Origin of the sequence: Kordiimonas sediminis (assembly GCF_014656395.1) — a bacterium.
Taxonomy (GTDB): Bacteria; Pseudomonadota; Alphaproteobacteria; order Sphingomonadales; family Kordiimonadaceae; genus Kordiimonas_A; species Kordiimonas_A sediminis.
On the sequence record NZ_BNCI01000001.1, the window covers coordinates 872,169 to 889,620 of the forward strand.

Genomic DNA, 17,452 nt, shown 5'->3' on the forward strand with positions numbered 1-17,452 from the left:
ATACAAAGTGAAAATTAAACAAACCTTTAAAGGCGATGGTCTTTTTCTGATGTTCGGTTTCATGCTGGCCATGTCGTCAAGCGTTGGGCAAACCTATTTTCTTGGGGTTTACAAACCAGCCATCCAGCAAAACTACAGCCTGTCTGAAACAGATTTTGGGTTTATGTATTTTGGGCTGACCCTTGCGGGCGCGGTCATATTAAACCGGATTGGGCACCTGATCGACACAGTGCCCCTGCAGAAATATACGCTGTCTCTGTGTGCACTGATGGTGACTGCCTGCCTGTTTGTGGCAGTGTCGCCGGGTATTATTATACTGTTTTTCGCGCTGTTGATGACCCGTCTTGTAGGGCAGGGCCTTATGACCCATGCTGCGATGACGTCCATGTCCCGCTACTTCACCCGTCGCCGCGGCCTTGCGGTCTCTTTTGCCTCGCTCGGCATGCCTGTGGGGCAATCCTTGTTACCGCCGCTTGCTGTGTTTCTGATGGTATCGTTCAGCTGGCAGGCCAGTTGGGCGCTGATTGCACTCTTGTATGCGTGTGTGCTGGCGCCGGTGACACTGTTTTTCCTGCGCGGGCACACACAGCGCCATGCAGCCTGGCTTGCCGCACAGCAAGACGAAGAAGCCGCGAACACGAGTGGGTTCGTGACAAAACATCTAAAGCGCCGCGACGTGCTGCGGGATAAACGTCTGCCGCTGCTGTTCACTGTCACCCTTGCATGTCCGTTCTGGATCACGGCGATTTTTTTCTTCGCACAGAATATGGCAGAAATGAAAGGCTGGACGTTACAGGTCTTCACCGGACTATATTGGATGAATGCCCTTGGCGCCATGACGGTTCCCCTGATCGGGGGTATGATCGTTGACCGGGTTGGGGGGCTGGCTGCGGCTGCTCTCTATCCGCCGTTGTTGGCAATCAGTATCTGTTTTCTGATTTTTGGCGATACTATGCTCGCGGTCGGGGTGGGGCTAGCGTTTTTAGGTGTTGCAGGCGGGTTATCGATCCCCGTCAATACAACAATCTGGGCGGAACTGTACGGCACGCGGCACCTGGGTGAAATCAAATCCCTCAGTACCTCTGTGATGGTTTTTTCGACCGCACTTGCCCCGTATGTTTTGGGCATGCTTCTTGATGCGGGGATAAGGCTCGAGACCATCCTTATGGGAGGGGTAGTACATGGTATGGTAGCAACAGTGATTGCCTTTTTCATGCCGAGGTTTGCAAAGGCCTGACACCTAGTATCGGGTATAGTTGATAAAGTCGCAGAAATGCTGTGCTTAGCAGCCATACTAACCTTGAAATATGGTGCGAATAGCAGTACACGAAACCGTTATTTTTAAAAACTTGACCGTTATAAGGTGATTTGTCGTGCCATTTCGTAATTCCCGCCTGTTTGCTTTGATGTTGTTGTCTTCTGCCGCTTTGCCGTCTGCTGCCGTGCAGGCCGATGTACCGGCCGGAATAGAAGACTTGTTGAAAACCGCCGCAGCGAATGATGACAAGGCTACCTTTGAATCAATTCTTCTGACCGCATTTGTAACCTGGCCTGACGATCGTGTTACACTTCTGGAAACAGCCGAAGCAATCCGGGCGGAGTGGATGGCACCAGAAGAGGTGACTGAGCTGAAGCAGGCACGCTTTGATAAGGCAGAGGCAGAGCGCAAGTCGCGTGCCCGGGGTCTTGCCTATTATTTTGATCCCGCACTGTGGAACGGACAGGTTGAACTGGGTGCGGGTCAGGCGTCCGGTGATAGCGACGAACAATATCTTACCGGCGGCATGACCTTTAACCGCAGCTTTGGCCCGGCGTGGGAACATGAGTTTGATTTTGATATCAACTATAAGCGCAGCAGCGGCAAAACCACGGAAGAGCGTTTCATTGCTGATTACCGACTGCTGTGGAAGCCGTGGGAGCATCTGTATCTGGTGAATTTCGTTGAATTCGAACGCAACCAGCCGGGCGGCTATGACATGCGTATCGTCGAAACAGTGGGTCTTGGTTACCGTGTGTTGGATACCGACAAGCATCAGCTGAGCTTTGAAGCAGGCCCAGGTGTACGGTACAATAACGAAGTGATGGATCCGGATCGCGGCTTGCTTGGTCTGACAGATACAGAATTTATGGGGCGTTTGTCTGCCAATTATCGCTACCAGATTAACGAGACGATGAGCTTCCGTGACCGCACGAATATTGTTTTTGGAGGGTCTTCCACGACACTTGAAAATCTGTTTGAATATTCTGCGCGTCTGAACTCTCGCTTGGCGGCACGTTTGTCCTTTGAATACCGCTATGATAGCAATCCGCCTGCAGGCACTGCGAAAAGCGATACCTTGTCCCGGGCGACGATCGTATACGACTTCTAAAGACGGTTTGCCTGACCCTTAAGAAGGCAGCGGAACATTTGTACGCGTCGGGTTCTAGTCTCCCAAAAGGTGGACCAGAACCCGGCGCGTATGTGTTTGGGCTCTATGTTCAAAAATATAGATTCCCTGCCAGACCCCCAAAGCGGCTCGACCGTTTTGCACCGGAATGGATAGGGATACATCGGTCAGGGCAGATTTGATGTGGGCGGGCATGTCGTCCGGCCCTTCTGCCGTGTGCCGGTACAGGGTTGGGTCCGCAGGGGCCAGACGGGCAACGGCTTGTGTTAAGTCTGTTTGTACGTCCGGGTCTGCATTTTCCTGAATGGTCAGGGACGCACTGGTATGCTGGATGAAAAGTGTCAGTAAACCTGTTTGCATACCGCTTGCACGGCAGGCAGCCTGAACCTTGTCTGTAATTTCATACAGTCCCGGCCCAGACGTTTTCTGCGAAATTGTTTCCTGATAATGATACATAACGTTACCGAATGGTAATAACCTTACGGTGTTCTTCTGGCTTGGGCTTTTTGACGTCCAGATTTAACAGGCCGTTTTCCAGATAGGCGTCCACCACTTCCATATTGTCAGCCAGAACAAATTTACGCAGGAACTGACGGGCAGCAATGCCGCGGTGCAGATACTCCCGCTCTTTATCTTGCGCAGGAACCTTGCCCTTGACCGAAAGCTGGTTGCCTTCATGAATGACTTCGAGGTCGTCTGTTGTAAAGCCGGCCACTGCCAGACTGATGCGAATGACGTCGGTCCCGACATGTTCGATGTTATAAGGAGGGTATCCTTCAGACGCGCCTTTGCCAACACTGTCAAGGATGCTGGCCAGTTCATCAAACCCTAGTAGCAGCGGGTTGTTAAAGTGTGTTTGTCGGGTCATGTTTCATCATTCCATTGGACAAGTGCCCTGACCAGGGCACGCGCAGCCCGGTATGGCCATGTAAAAGGGCTGCACTGACCAGATCAAGCGCAGCCCGGTATGGAATGTATTTTTTCCTGCTTAACCGTTCGTGTCAAACACTTACTGGTCTGGCAGTTTGCCTTCTTTTGGCTCTGGTGGACGAATCCAGCATTCTGTGCCGCGTTCTTTCAGTTCCCGACAGATCGCACGGGCTTCGGCCAGTGTTTTCAGGGGGCCTGCATTCAGACGGTAATAAAATCCGCTTGGGCCATTATCCCGAGAGCCAAAATCAACCTCAGACCTTCTGGGTGGAATGCCTTCCAGAATATCTTCGTTCGCCCGGTACAGGATAGTCCAGCCGCGCATCAGATTTTCAATCGTGCGATATGCACCAATTTGCAGTGCCCAGCCTTCCGGTTCAACAAGCGGCGGAATTTCTGTCAGTTCGTAGGGTTCTTCTTCTGGTTCCGGCTCCGGCTCTGGTTCTGGCTCGGGCTCAGGTTCCGCCAGAAGGCGTTCTGCTGCCGCTTTGCGCGTATCAGAATCAGTGAGTTCCAGATTGGCAGCCTCTTCCCGTGTCCATTCCGGCTCGACAGATCCGGTGACCAAAGCCTGCATCCGGTCAGACGCTGGTAAAGACATCAGTGTGCGGTAGAATGTGAAGGTTTCTTCCACAGATACCATGTCCAGATCAAGCCGTGCCATACGGTAGGCTTCGTCTTCGCGGCCTGCCATAAGGTATGCCAGTGCAAGGTTTTGGCGGTCACGCGGTCCGGCGCCGCCAGATGTAATAATATCTTCAAATATTGTGATGGCTTCGTCTGTGTTACCAAGGGATGCCAGCACCAGCGCTTTATTCGAGCGGCTTTGTGCGTCGCCCAGGCCATCAAAGGCACTAAGAGCATCTTCCCCGCGGCCAAGTGCGGCGAGGGCAATACCACGACCGGCACGGGGTTTAGTGTCATCTGCCATACGGTTACTGGCTTCACCAAATGCAGCCAGAGCTTCATCAAACCGACCAAGAGCAAGCCATGATTTTCCAAGGTGGTACCAGGCTTCGCCAGGATATTCGCGCTGTTCAACAATCCGGGACAGAATTTCAGCCGCTTCGCGATGATTACCCATAGCAACCAAACTACGTGCCAGCTTCATTCTTGGTTCGGTACGGTCACCAAGGCCGGTGGCAAGATGGCGGTAAATTGGAATGGCGGCCGAGTGATTTTCTTCTTCTACCAGTTTATCGGCAATAGACATCATGCTGGACGAATCTTGCGCGTCTGCCTGCGAACGTGCGGCCGCAATGTTTGGATTGCTTTGTGCTGGTACACCGAAAACGGAGGAGCAAGCGCTAAGCGCAAGAACACTGACCCCCATCAGATAATGTTTAAAACCCATCGTTTTCATAATTTGTTGCCCGATCATTATGTTGGAACCACCATAGTTTAGTTTGCCAAATGGTTAACCGTTATCAAAGCTAAATCTTAACGGTGAACATATTATTAAGCGTTTGATACAATTTGCAGCATGTTTTGACACAAATATAACCCTAAAACAGACCAGAATGCAAAACCCTTGATTGTAAGATGTCTTGGATTTTGTCGTCTAAAAGCCAGTATTGTACTAATGCTGTTTGGGTGTGGTCAGCAACATTTAACGAAAAAAGGCAGAACATATGTCCTGCCTTTGACGGTGTGTTGCGTAGGATATTGGTCCAGACCTGTTTAACGGTTCGGGGAAAGCTCCCTTACGGCTTTAACAGGTCTTCAACAGCCTTCTGCATCAGGGCTTGCTGCGAAGTGCCCTTTTTCTCTGCGAGTTGAAGCAGCTCATTGTGCGTTTTAATTTCAAGACGCAGCGTCTTTTTGACACGACCATGATACAGCGTGGGTACCGCTTTTTGCTCTGTTTTGATAACAGGCTTCTTCTCTTCTGCCGGTGCTTTCATATTAAAGAAAGATGCTTCGGACAGATTTGCCTCTGATTTATTGCGGGCATAGTCCGTAAAACTGGCAATGTTCGCAAAAGAGTTTGAAGAAGAAAGACCGGACGCTTTTTTCGTGTCGTTCTTGTCGATATTGTCTTGCGGCAATAAGGATTTGCCGAACCCTGAACTGGGCGCGCTTGGGCGTGCTGTGCCCTTCCGGGCGATTAGGGATGATGTTAGTGATGCCATAGCCATTGTATTAATCCTACGTCTAAAACTTAAAACAAGGTCTTACGGTACAAAACGGACCGGAGCAGGTCTGTCTGTCATGCGGCGACCAAAGTTAACCCGTTGTGGTGCGGACGTCTTGAAAGACGTCTTCACAGGAAGACGTTTGATGCGATCTTCCATATAATCCCACAGTTTCTCGATTTCTGCTGCGGACTTTCCACCTGGGTTTGCTTCCATAACCGTGCGGCCATCAATCATGCTGGATGCGAAATCCTGACGATTGTGAACCAGTACCGGTGCGACCGTGCCATGCTGTGACAGGGCAATAGCTGCCTCGCCAGTCAGCTTGGAGCGAGCTGTACCACCATTTACGATAAAGACGAGTGGCTTGCCTGCCCGCTCGACCAAATCAACTGTTGCGCCTGCTGCGCGCAAATCATGCGGGCTTGGGCGTGTTGGAATAACAACCAAATCAGATTTGGCCACTACTGCCTGAATATTCCGTGTGATTGCAGGGGGTGTATCAATGATCACCAGCTTGAAGTTTTGCTCCCGCAGTTTTTGAAGGTCTTCATCAAGATTGACCACACTGGTTTGAGCAAATGCCGGCTCTTCATTTTCACGAGAGTTCCACCAGGCGGCCAAGCTACCCTGTGGGTCTGTATCGATTAGGGCCACTGGTCCCGCACCCGCACGCACTGCCTGTACTGCAAGATGACCGGAAATAGTGGTTTTACCTGATCCCCCTTTTTGGGAGCTGATTGCGATTACACGCATTGTTCTTCTCCATCTACCAAAAACCTGGCGTCTATGTTCACTATCCACCATGAAGTAGAGGGGTGAAAATAGCCTTAATGAATAGATAAAATTGAGAGCAACACCTTTTGCCGACCGTTTAGCACCTCTTTTATGGCTATTTTTACACTAACTGACTAGGCGAAGATATGTCGAAATACCATCAGACGGTAAATATCATCGATATTGAAAATATGTATTTAATAACAGTCACTTATTGAAATATTAGAAAGATAAATTGTGTAATTCTTTGAGGAAGAATCTGTTTCACTGGTCATAGAATGTCAGGCCCTGTGGTACAGAGCATTTCATCCTGCAGGCAGGTGGTGTTACTATTCGCTTTTGGTAAGGTCTGGCAGGAATTATTAACAATTGCGGGGGTAGATCGGGTGGATTCGCAGAGACTGAAGGCAATGTTGGAATCGGGTGTCACAGCGCTGAACCGAGGTGACCTGCCGTCCGCTGAAAAAATATTTACAGATATTTTGTCTATGGTGCCGCAGGAAGCCAACAGCCTGCATTTCATGGGGGTTATCTGTCGTAAGAAGGGGCATTTTGCCGATTCTGAAGCGTATTTTAAACGGTCTCTGGCTGTGAATTCTAAGCAGCCTGCCGTCTTAAATGCACTTGGAAATCTGTTTGCTGCCACAGGCAGGCAGGAAGAAGCATTGACGTCTTATCAGCAGGCAACCGCGATGCAGCCGTCATTTGCTGATGCCTGGTTTAATCAGGGATTGGTACTTCAGGCACTGGGAAACCATGAAGAAGCGCTGCCTGCTTTTGAAAAGGCAGTTCAGCTTAGTGGCGGTCGTGCTTCTCATTACAGCGCACAGGGAATATCGCTTCAGAAGCTGGGGCGGTACGAGGCGGCTATCGAGCGATTTCGGAAGGCGCTGGAGAGTGACCCCAGTAACGTCAATGCGCTTCATAATCTGGGTAGCGTGTATAAAGAAATGTACCGTGTGGACGATGCTCGTGCCTGTCTGGAAGAGGCTATCGCACGGGCACCGCGCTTGGCAGAGCCCCGCTATGTTCTCGGTAATATCTATTATGAGGCGGGCGATGTTGACCGTGCGGACACAGAGTACAGAACAGCCATTGCCATTAAGCCCGATTTTCGCGATGCACACAGGTCGCTGAACAAATTATATTGGGAGCATGGGCGCAAAGAGCTATTTGCTAAATCTTATGCGGTGGGACATCAGGCGGCACCGGACAATGCGGATTTATGCGCAGACCATTTGGAAGCGCTTGAAAATGCTGGCCGCGTGGGCGAGGCACTGTCACTGGCAGAAAACTATCAAAGCAAGTTTCCGGGGCACACAGGTTTGCAGAAACGCATGGGCCGTCTGAGTGAAGCGGTGGGTGACCTGGAAAAAGCAGTGTCTTTCTACCGTGCGTCGCTCGCTGGTGAGGATGGCGATGTAAGTACCTCAATTGATCTTGCCCGGGTTGAAATCAAAAGGGAGAAGTATGAAACAAGCCTGCAGGCGTTAGAGCCCTATGCAGCGGTGCGGCCTTTTGATCAGGAACTTTGGGCGCTTCGCGGTACCTGCTGGCACTTGCTTGGGGACGACAGAGATGCATGGCTGCACCGGTATGATCAGTTTGTGCAGCCCATGATGCTTGGCACGCCCGAAGGTTACAGTTGTCTTGAAGACTTTCTGGATGATCTGCAGACGGCGCTGATGAGGTTACATACGGCAGAAGGACAGCCGATTGATCAAACCCTGCGCGGGGGATCGCAAACGCACGGCACGCTCTTAGACCGGCCTGAGCCGGTTTTCCGTGCCTTTCGCGGGGCGTTGTCGGACTGTGTGCAGACCTATATTGATCAGTTGCCGGATGACCCGGACCACCCTTTGTTGTGTCGCAAATCTGACGGGTTTGATTTTTCTGCAAGTTGGTCTGTGCGTCTCCGTAAAGACGGATTTCATGTCAACCATGTGCATGCACTTGGCTGGATCAGTTCGGCATTCTATGTGGATGTCCCCGAAAATTCCCCAAAAGAAGATGCCGCCCACGAAGGCTGGATCAAGTTCGGGGAAAGCGGGCTGGGGCTGGGAGAGAGAGACACCATCCAGCGATGTATCAAACCGCAGCGCGGTATGTTGGCACTGTTTCCGTCCTACATGTGGCACGGCACGGTACCGTTCACACAGGATAGAGACCGCATGACGGCACCTTTTGATGTGGTGCCGCTATAATAATAGTAAACAGGAGGATATGTACTTATGACCAGACACAGTTCTAAACCGGGCTTTATGCCCGCTAGCGGGTTTGCAAACAGCCCTCGTTCCCGCCGGGCCCATTGCTATTCTTTGATAGTATCCGCAGCCGTGTTGATGGCAGCAGGGGGGCTGCATTCTGTGGCTGCTCAGTCGGAGTTAAAGACCTATCACACCGCAAAGGAGTGTCGGACCATTGAAAATGCGACGGTCAGACTGTTTTGCTATGACAGTGTTGTGGACGGCACACCTTATAGCCCAGAAGACCAAAGAAAGCTTGTTCAGGAAACATTTGGTAAATCTGCCCGGGAAGAAGAACGACTTGTCAAGGAAACGCCTGCCGATAAGGTTTTGGTCGAGATTGTCAGCGTGAAACAGCTGCGCACAGGAAAACGTATTTTTACCACAGCATCTGGGCAGGTGTGGAAGCAGACACTGTCTGATCATGTACCAATGGAGAAAACGCCCTATAAGGCAGAAATTAAAAAAGTGGCATTCGGGTACAGCCTGGTTTCCCTGGAGCGGCCCAAGGTGGTTAAAGTAGAACGGGTAAAGTAACCCTGATTTCGTAGCCGTATAAATCGCGGAAAGTTGCAGTTGTAGCGGTAAAAAAATAGCGGGCCATGGCCCGCTATTCTTGTTTGCCATAGTGGCATAAAGCCTGAAGTACTTTCCTTAGAAAGTAACTTTCGCACCCATGAAGTAGCTGCGACCGATTACGTCATAGAGAGACGGATCAGTGTTTGCCGCTACGTTCTGGAAGTAACCAATTCTAGGTGGCTTGTTGTTTGTAATGTTCTGCGCACCACCAGTCAGCTGTACATGGTCGTTCAGCTGGTAAGTGAAGCTCAGATCAACATATGCGTTAACCTTGATTTCTTCCTGTGCAACAAGTGCAGTTGGATCCTGTACAAGTGTGTCGTTCTTGATCTTACCGATCAAACGACCAGAAGCACGGAGATACCAGTCACCAATTGCATAAGAGAAGGTCTGGTTCATGCGCCACTCAGGTGCAGTAAAGTCACCAAGACCTGTACACTGGCCACCGAAGATGCCGTTACAGTCAGTTACCGGTGTGATTGGCGTAGACTGGAACTCGTTGGTGATCATGTAGTTACCAGAGTTGGTTACAGTCAGCTGACCTTCACCCAGTTCGAATGAGTAGTTGACCATCCAGTCAATACCCTTACGGCGCTGGTTTGCAATGTTGTCATTCGGTGCAAAAATCTGCTGAATGTCACCCAGTGAATCACGCTGTGCAGCCTGACAGAAACGGTCATTCAGATCACGTGAGAAGAGACACAGGTCAAGAACTGTAGAAGACGTCAGCGTAGTGATCGCATCCTCCAGTTTGATGTCATAATAGTCGACAGTCACTTCAAGACCAGGAACTTCCTCAGGCGTCAGAACTACACCGATAGTGTATGTTTCTGCAGTTTCTTCAAACAGGTTCGGGTTTGAACCAGATGTTGTGAAGATCTGTGCGTTTGGTGGCGTATAGCTGTTTGGATTTGCAACACCCCACTGCTGACAGAATGCAACCTCTTCAGGTTGTACCTGAGTAGAGCTACATGGATCAGTTGTTGAGGATGCACCAGAAGAAGTACCGCCGTACAGTTCACCAATGTTTGGTGCACGTGTCGCGCGCTGGAAACCACCACGGAAACGAACACCAGCTACTGGCTCATACTGCAGACCAGCACTCCAGGAGAAGACGCCGCCAGCAGTTGAATAGTCAGAGATACGACCAGCAAGTTCAAGGTCAAGACGCTGTGCAAACTCTTTGTCTGCCAGAAGTGGCATCACTGCCTCGGCAAAGAGTTCTTTCACATTGTATGAACCTTTTGTTGGGCTAGCGTTGTTACCAGCACCCAGCTCACCAGAGCGGATCAGGCTGTCTGGATTGTCTTCTGCTGATTCCTTACGGTATTCAACACCGACTGCCAGTCCAAGTGCGCCTGCACCCAGATCAAAGTTGTCAACAGTTCCTGAAACAGATGCAGAAACGATGTTTTGCTGCGTGTAGAAGTTACGGATTGCAGTTGGAGAAATCCATGCTGCTGCTGCATCGCTAACCGCACCGTCACCAAAGATGCTAAGTGGCACACAGCCAGGTGAACCACTGATACAAACAGGGTTACCGTTCGCATCAAGCGTGGAGTTCAGGCCGTCAGCAATACGAACCGCAGATACGCGGTTTGTCAGGACGTCTGTACGGTTTGCACGACCGTGAACATAGCTCACGTCATAATCCCAGCCGTTACCCAGATCGCCGCGGAAACCAAGTGCCGCACGATAGAAGTTCAGGTCACGAATATTTTCGCGAGGGCCGCCTTCAGTGAAACGACGGTTCACAGTTGGAAGTGTGATGATACCGTCACCAGCAACGGCATCTACAGCGCCGCCCAGGTCAAAGTTGTCTAGGAAGAACTGACGGGTTACAGGGTCCAGAAGTGGATTGTCTGCAGAGAAAGTCAGTGGGCCAACGGAAGGCAGACGACCAGCGTTTGGCGCCAGCTGCATGTCTACACGGTTTTGAGAGAATTGGCCTTCCCAGTATACTTCAACGCTGTCAGAGATTTCATAGTGACCCAGCGTGTTCAATGTGAAACGTTTCTGAGGCGTCTGAATGAACTGGTATGGTGCGAAGTTGTAGCGGTTGCCATTGTTTGAAATCGGCTTACCGTCTGGCGTAAAGCCAACACCGTCAACTGCAAAGCTACCGTCAGGAAGAACGATTTCGCCATTTGGACCAGCGCCAACACCTGTTACACGTGAACCAGGAATGTTAGAAGAACCAAAGGCAATAAATTCGCCCGTGCCAAAGTCAGCAATTGTCTGACCAGCCCATGAATCACGGTCAGACTGGAAAAGTTCGCTACGCTGAGTGTAGCTGCTGGAGAAGACGATGTTACCACGACCATCGGCAAAGTTACCGCCGGCTGTGAAGGATGTTGTCCATGTGTCGCCGTCACCCAGTTCAGAAATATTGTACTGACCACCGAATTCAACGCCTTCGAAGTTACTCTTCATTACGAAGTTAACAACGCCTGCTACCGCGTCAGAACCGTAAATTGCGGACGCACCACCGGTTAGTACTTCAACGCGCTCGATCAGAGCTGCCGGGATGTTGTTGATGTCAACGGCACCGTTTGTACCAGTACCAACCATGCGGCGGCCATTCATCAGAACCAGCGTACGAGTTACGCCAAGTTCGCGCAGGTCAACACGTGCCTGACCATTACCACCATTGTTGGTCGTAGAGGTCTGGTTCGGGATCAGCGCTGGCAAACGGTTCAGTGTTTGCTCAATGTTAATGTTACCCGCAAGGTTAAGATCGACAGAGCCAACAACAGAAACCGGGCTAACGGATTCGATGTCGGCACGTTTAATACGTGAACCGGTTACAACAACCTCTTCAAATTCTTCAGCTGCTGCATCCTGCGCATTGGCAACTGCAACCGGCATGGTTACAGCAAGGATGGCAGAAAGTGCACTTGCCCCTAGAAGCCGTTCGTGCAGTCTGGCTTTATTAGACTTAGTCATAGAGTTTCCTCTCTCTGAATTATTGTTCTCAGAATTATATATTCAGACGCCAATGGTCCCCCGGGAGCACGGACGTCCTTCATGGGACACCTCAGAAAGAGGCTTCCTCAAAAGCAGGGCGGGTTTTAATGGGGGCTGTTCAGAATTTATTTTGGAGGTGTGTTATTAATACAACAAATTATCTAGGTATAAGCCGGTGTACTTACGGCTTTGTGAGGATTTCTGTATAATTATTGTTTTATATCAATGGATTAATCAGCCATAAAAAAATGGCGAGACCTAAACATTAGTTAGCCTCGCCAAGTGTTTTGTCTATAGAAACGCAGAGTGCTTAAACTTTGCATATAGTAAGACACTACAAGTTGATGACCCCTCAAAAAAAACTTCAAAAAGTCGGCAATATTGCAAAAAACCCTTGTCTTCTGCGGCTCTTCGGAATCAGCATATTGTCGGATGTAGCGGCTTGATGGTATAAAGCACGTACATCAACAATAAAGATAATGGATGGCTATAGTGGGAATTTCCCCAACAATAGATTCAGTGAGGAAACGAAGAGTGCCTAAGGGAGTTTTCGCAGGGGATGACAGCGTTCGGCGTGTCGAGGAAGCTGCGAAGGAAAATAGATCGGTTTTGTATGCATGGTTACGCCGCAAAATCGGGGACCCGGAGCAGGCAGAAGACATTGTACAGCAAGTCTTCGTCCGTGCTTTGGGATATGCAAAGACTAATCATGTGGAGAATGCGCGCGCGCTTCTCTTTAAAATTGCGGCTAATTTAGCTGTGAATGAGTTCAGAAGGAAATCCAGAGAAGCAAGACATATTGTGCATCTGGATCAGGATGACCAGCCCATTTCGGAAATGGGCGCGACTGACACTACACCGGAAGGTGAACTGGAAAATAAACAGCGGCTATCGGAGTTAAAAGCAACGATAGACCGCATGCCGGAGCGTCAGCGCAAAGCTTTTGTTATGAACAGATTCGAAGGAAAGACGTATCAGGAAATAGCAGAGGTTTTTGGGGTGTCAGTAAGTACAATAGAAAAAGATTTTATTGGCGCCCTCCGCAAACTGCGGGAAGCAAGCAAAGAGGAAACAGGTAATGTTGTGCCACTGAATGCACGACGCCGGAAAAAGAAAAGGTGCTAGAGTATAAAATTAGACTGTAGTCTATCAGTCGCTTGGTTTGAATGGATTAGGAATGGATCCTGTAAGAAAAGATGACGGTGTTCTGACACCGGATGATGAGGCCTGCATCTGGTTTGCAGACCGCCAAACGCAAAATAGTTCGCCCGAAAGCCAAGCGGCTTTTGAGAAGTGGTATTCTTTATCGCCAGAGAACAAAGCAGCGTATGACAGTTTGGTGGAAATAGATTCCGGCCTTGCGTCACTTAGTGACGAGTTGCTGGAAGACCTATTTATTGAGGAACTGGAAGCAGAAGCCTCGATACGAGAAAGGCGGCAAACTCTGAAGTGGATATCGGGTGTTGCCGCTGCATTTTTGCTGGTAATCGCGGGAGCAACCTCGTTCTTCTTAGGGTCTGCCCCGCCATCCTTTGATGACTATGTCACGGGTAAAGGGGAATCGAGGACAGTCAAGCTTGCTGACGGGACACGTCTGGAATTAAATACGGATACGGCGGTTCGTGCCAGCGCAAAGGGTGATATCAGGCAGCTCGAAGTGCTGCAGGGCGAAGTGTTTCTGCATGTAGCACGGGATGAACAGCGTCCCTTCGTTGTGACAGCAGGCAACAGCCGTGTCACCGTTCTAGGTACGCAGTTTAATGTCCGGCGCACAGCGTCAGAAGACAAAGTGTCTGTGCTTGAAGGGCAGGTAAAAGTAGCACTTTTGAAGCAAACTATGGGTGTAGACGTTGTATATCTGACAGATGGGCAACAGACGATTGGCACCCAGGGAACGTTGTTCCCGGTTGTTGAGTTTGACCCGTCTTTTGATCTTGCCTGGAGGGACGGGTGGTTAAGATACCGGGAAGCCCCGCTTGGACTTGTGATACAAGATTTGAACAGATACCTTAATACGCCATTGGTGCTGGTTGCCAGTGATCTGGCAAATGCACCTGTAACAGCGGAGTTCAGGTTGACAAGTGACCAGGAAATCATTGCAGCTATCGAAGCAGCATTTGGGTTGAAAGCGGTGCGAAAATATTCCGGAGGCATTGAACTTGCCCCATTGGATCTCTAGCCCTTTTGTACGGTTAGGTTTTGGTCTGGCACCAGCCTTGATGGCTGGTGTTTTGCCTGCTTTTGCGACATCATCAGAAGCAGCTCCAGTTGCTGAGTCAGCGCCTGAACCAGCTGCCGCGCCTCAGATCAGGCAGGTTGAACGCATTAATGCTACGATTTTTACTATCGAAGCACAGCCTTTGGCTTCGGCTCTTGTGGAGTTTGCCCAGGAAACGGGTATCGGCATCATCGTAAGCAGTGATCTGATCTCCGGCATAGCTGCCCCCGATGTCGAGGTAACAGACAGGGTTTTTGCCGCGCTTGAAAGAATGCTGGAAGGGAGCGGCTTACAGTATCAACGTATTGGGTCTAGTACTGTAACTCTTGTCCCGAAGACAAACAAAGTCCGCTCGAACTCTGCCCCGTCTCCAGGCAGGTCACTTATTCCTGTCGCTGTTTCCAATCAGCCAATTGAAGAATTATTGATACTGGGGCAGCGCCGCCCCCAATATATTGCACCCCAAGGAATGCCGGTTAGTGACTTGGGGGGTAGGGCCCTTGCAGACGCAGGTGGGTTAACGGCTGCGAAAGCACTTCTTGGACTGCCCATGATTGAGGCGTCTCTCAGCCCTGAAAATAGTGCTGCACTGACAAACGCCACAGGACTATCTTTGGTGGAACTGCGCGGTTTAGGGTCAAACCGCACGTTAGTTTTGTTCAATGGCAGGCGGCCAACATCCACAATTGCAGGCTATGAAAGTCTGCAGGGGCTGGATCTGAATGGTGTTTCCATTGATGATATTGACCGAATAGAAATCATTCGCGGCAATATGGCAGCAGAATACGGGTCTGAGGCCATCGGCGGTGTGATCAATTTTGTGCTGGACCGGTATCCGGATGGGTTGACTGTGCGCGCAAGGGGTGGTCTTTCTGAAAAAGGTGATGGCGCATACCACAATAGTAGCCTGAAATATGGTGCTGGCTTTGCTGATGGTGCAGGGCAATTTAATTTCAGTTTTAATTATGGTCATTCAGACAGGGTGTTGCTGTCTGATCGGGATATAACGGCTAATCCTGGTGGGTTTAACGACAGTGGTGAGTTTGTTGCAGGTAACGGGGGCAGCAGCTTTGGTCAATCAGGGCAGCTTGTGGGCTATACAGGTGAAGACGGCATATTCAAACATTTTTCTGGGGGACAGTTCATTTACGTTAAACCGGACGGTTCAGGTGTTGAGCCATTTGCCGGGACCCCGGAGCAAAAGTATAATTATACGGTTTTTCAAAACCTGATTGCGCCTGTGGATCAATTTTCAGGACGGCTCTATTCGGATTATCAGTTTGATAATAATGCGGTAGTGCGTCTGGAGGCAGGGCATTCCGTTACAAAAGTCAATTCGGTTATGGCGCCGGGTATATTAGGCCCTTCTATCGATTATCTTCCCTTAAATCATCCTGTTTACCGCATCAATATTGATAGTGATGTGCTGTCCGATGATGTACGCGCGTTTTTACTGGAAGCGTCTGGTGGGGAGGCAGAATCCGTCTCTATCATGAGGCGACTAGTAGAGGTGGGGCCTCGGATACAGGATATTAAAAGAAATCAGTCCTACTTAAACCTGTCACTTGAAGGCTCTTTTGATCGTCAGTGGACGTACGGCCTGTATCTGCAATACGGCAAGTCGACTTTACGTAATGTCCATTCTGGTCTGTTTTCCCTGAAAAAACTGCTTACTGCCACTAACCCAGACGCCTGTTCCGTAACGCAAGGGTGTGTTCCAATCACATTATTTGGGCCAGGTGGTATCTCTGCAGAGGGTGCAAAATATATCACCGCAGAAGACCGGGTTAATCATGCATACGCCAAACAATATCTTGCCGAAGCAACCCTGGAAGGCAACCTGGACCTGCTCGGGCGTCCTTTCACGGTAAGAGGTGGGGTTGAATATCGGTCCCAGTCGATAAGGGACCAAATCAATGATGATAAAGACTTTCTGGGCTTCCCGTACGTGGCGGTACCTTTCAGCGGCAGTGTCGAACGTGTAAGCAGCTACGGCAGCCTGAGTTGGCTGGTTGCAGAGGACTTGCCTGCTGTGAAATCTCTGATGATTAGGAGCGCTGCAAGGGTCGACAACCAGTCTGGAAACATGACCAACCTGAGTTACAGTCAGGCGCTTGACTGGCAACCGGTGCAGGGAATGGCGCTTGTTGCGTCATTTCAGGAAAGCCGTCGGCAACCACTAATGGCAGAACTTTATACAACATCAACGGCGGTGAATTTGACATTTGATGACCCCTGCTCTCGTTTTCATATGAGCAATAATCCCATTCTTGTTGAAAACTGCCGGGCCGTGTTACCAGATGATGTAGAGGATGGGTTTGTCCAAAATTACAGTGATATACCTGCCCTGACTGAGGGTAACTCAGAACTGGAGGCCGAAAAGGTCAGATCATTTTCCGTGGGTGTTGATTTAAGTAGTGACTTATTTTGGCGGAACCGGTCAGTTTCAGCAAAATTTAGCGCCGACTATTATAATACCCGCATTCGTGATGCGATTACCCAAGCGTCTTTCTATGAAGTGCTGTCCCTGTGTTATACGTCAAAAAATTTAAGCCACCCTTACTGTGGGACCAGCCCCAATAGCGGCGCAGGCGTGATTGAACGCGACCCTGTTACAGGACAGCTTTCGGGCATAACGCGGATGCCCCTTGCGGCAGGTTATTTTGCTGTCGAGGGACTGGAAACAGAAGTGTCCCTTACCTACCAGCCAACAGCCCCGAGCGGAATATTCAAAGATTTACGATCGGTTCAGATGACTTTCATGCATCATTATTTGCTGAAAGCAGAAGGGACAACATCTAAGTCTGATACTGGCATGGCTAACATAACCCCGCAAGTTCTGCAGTATAAGGGGACGGTGAGCATGCCCAAACACCGCCTTTATGCGCGGCTTGATGCAAGTTTTAGTGATTGGGGTGTGTCTGCACGACTATCTGGGCGCGGCAGTGCAACGGCAACCTATTCAACGCATGGCATGGATTCTGCCCGTGTCCCCTGGGTTTTTTACACCGACGTTGGGTTTTGGTACCGTTTGTCTGACAAGATTGGTTTTGAAGCAGGCGTGCAGAACTTGTTTGACAAGGCCCCGCCGTTCTTTGCCTATAGCAGTGCATCCTCTACCTCGCCTGAGATATATGATGTTATCGGGCGGCGGTTTTCTGCCGGGATTACGGTAAAATTCTAAATGAAGGCTTTTGGTCGATGTTCTGTGGA

At 50.0% G+C, this 17,452-nt stretch carries 13 protein-coding genes; 7 read left to right on the plus strand and 6 right to left on the minus strand.

Annotated elements, in window-relative coordinates; translation table 11 throughout:
• Positions 1–7 precede the first annotated feature (7 nt).
• A complete protein-coding gene (locus tag IE181_RS03925) occupies positions 8–1,237 on the plus strand; it encodes an MFS transporter (RefSeq protein WP_191250236.1) in 1,230 nt (409 codons plus the stop codon).
• 136 nt (positions 1,238–1,373) lie between these two features.
• Entirely contained in the window at positions 1,374–2,369 is a 996-nt protein-coding gene (locus IE181_RS03930) for a DUF481 domain-containing protein (protein ID WP_191250237.1), read from the plus strand.
• 54 nt (positions 2,370–2,423) lie between these two features.
• On the opposite strand, the gene IE181_RS03935 is transcribed toward IE181_RS03930, so the two are convergent.
• The 5 genes from IE181_RS03935 to IE181_RS03955 form a co-directional block, all read right to left on the minus strand.
• Positions 2,424–2,843 carry a secondary thiamine-phosphate synthase enzyme YjbQ gene (locus IE181_RS03935; RefSeq protein WP_191250238.1) on the minus strand — a complete coding sequence of 140 codons (420 nt, stop codon included), beginning with the start codon at positions 2,841–2,843 and terminating at the stop codon, positions 2,424–2,426.
• 4 nt (positions 2,844–2,847) lie between these two features.
• Positions 2,848–3,255: an Hsp20 family protein gene (locus IE181_RS03940; protein WP_191250239.1), complete on the minus strand. Its 408-nt coding sequence runs from the start codon at positions 3,253–3,255 to the stop codon at positions 2,848–2,850.
• Between the two features lie 141 nt (positions 3,256–3,396).
• The gene (locus IE181_RS03945) at positions 3,397–4,680 is read right to left on the minus strand and encodes an SPOR domain-containing protein (protein WP_191250240.1); all 1,284 of its coding nucleotides are present in this window, start codon (positions 4,678–4,680) and stop codon (positions 3,397–3,399) included.
• 340 nt (positions 4,681–5,020) lie between these two features.
• Positions 5,021–5,455, minus strand: a complete 435-nt coding sequence (locus IE181_RS03950; protein ID WP_191250241.1) for a hypothetical protein — start codon at positions 5,453–5,455, stop codon at positions 5,021–5,023.
• Between the two features lie 36 nt (positions 5,456–5,491).
• Positions 5,492–6,208, minus strand: coding sequence for an AAA family ATPase (locus IE181_RS03955; protein ID WP_191250242.1), 717 nt, complete (start codon positions 6,206–6,208; stop codon positions 5,492–5,494).
• A gap of 407 nt (positions 6,209–6,615) precedes the next feature.
• Between IE181_RS03955 and IE181_RS03960 the strand changes: the two genes are divergently transcribed.
• Together IE181_RS03960 and IE181_RS03965 are read left to right on the plus strand one after the other, a co-directional pair.
• Entirely contained in the window at positions 6,616–8,433 is a 1,818-nt protein-coding gene (locus IE181_RS03960) for a tetratricopeptide repeat protein (protein ID WP_191250243.1), read from the plus strand.
• A 27-nt stretch (positions 8,434–8,460) separates the two neighbouring features.
• On the plus strand, positions 8,461–9,012 hold the full coding sequence (locus IE181_RS03965) for a hypothetical protein (protein WP_191250244.1): 552 nt from the start codon (positions 8,461–8,463) through the stop codon (positions 9,010–9,012).
• A 117-nt stretch (positions 9,013–9,129) separates the two neighbouring features.
• On the opposite strand, the gene IE181_RS03970 is transcribed toward IE181_RS03965, so the two are convergent.
• Positions 9,130–12,000, minus strand: coding sequence for a TonB-dependent receptor domain-containing protein (locus tag IE181_RS03970; RefSeq protein WP_191250245.1), 2,871 nt, complete (start codon positions 11,998–12,000; stop codon positions 9,130–9,132).
• 555 nt (positions 12,001–12,555) lie between these two features.
• Between IE181_RS03970 and IE181_RS03975 the strand changes: the two genes are divergently transcribed.
• From IE181_RS03975 to IE181_RS03985, 3 genes are read left to right on the plus strand one after another with little or no spacing between them, the layout of a single operon-like run.
• Positions 12,556–13,146 carry an RNA polymerase sigma factor gene (locus IE181_RS03975; RefSeq protein ID WP_191250246.1) on the plus strand — a complete coding sequence of 197 codons (591 nt, stop codon included), beginning with the start codon at positions 12,556–12,558 and terminating at the stop codon, positions 13,144–13,146.
• Positions 13,147–13,198: 52 nt separating this feature from the next.
• The gene (locus IE181_RS03980) at positions 13,199–14,200 is read left to right on the plus strand and encodes a FecR family protein (protein ID WP_191250247.1); all 1,002 of its coding nucleotides are present in this window, start codon (positions 13,199–13,201) and stop codon (positions 14,198–14,200) included.
• A complete protein-coding gene (locus IE181_RS03985; protein ID WP_191250248.1) occupies positions 14,181–17,423 on the plus strand; it encodes a TonB-dependent receptor in 3,243 nt (1,080 codons plus the stop codon). The genes IE181_RS03980 and IE181_RS03985 overlap by 20 nt, the downstream gene beginning before the upstream one ends.
• The last annotated feature ends 29 nt before the right edge of the window (positions 17,424–17,452 follow it).

Coding starts and splice junctions, on each gene's coding strand:
- IE181_RS03955 (WP_191250242.1), bottom strand. CDS start 6,208: ATGCGTGTAATCGCAATCAGCTCCCAAAAAGGGGGATCAGGTAAAACC.
- IE181_RS03945 (WP_191250240.1), bottom strand. CDS start 4,680: ATGAAAACGATGGGTTTTAAACATTATCTGATGGGGGTCAGTGTTCTT.
- IE181_RS03980 (WP_191250247.1), top strand. CDS start 13,199: ATGGATCCTGTAAGAAAAGATGACGGTGTTCTGACACCGGATGATGAG.
- IE181_RS03970 (WP_191250245.1), bottom strand. CDS start 12,000: ATGACTAAGTCTAATAAAGCCAGACTGCACGAACGGCTTCTAGGGGCA.
- IE181_RS03950 (WP_191250241.1), bottom strand. CDS start 5,455: ATGGCTATGGCATCACTAACATCATCCCTAATCGCCCGGAAGGGCACA.
- IE181_RS03940 (WP_191250239.1), bottom strand. CDS start 3,255: ATGACCCGACAAACACACTTTAACAACCCGCTGCTACTAGGGTTTGAT.
- IE181_RS03965 (WP_191250244.1), top strand. CDS start 8,461: ATGACCAGACACAGTTCTAAACCGGGCTTTATGCCCGCTAGCGGGTTT.
- IE181_RS03935 (WP_191250238.1), bottom strand. CDS start 2,843: ATGTATCATTATCAGGAAACAATTTCGCAGAAAACGTCTGGGCCGGGA.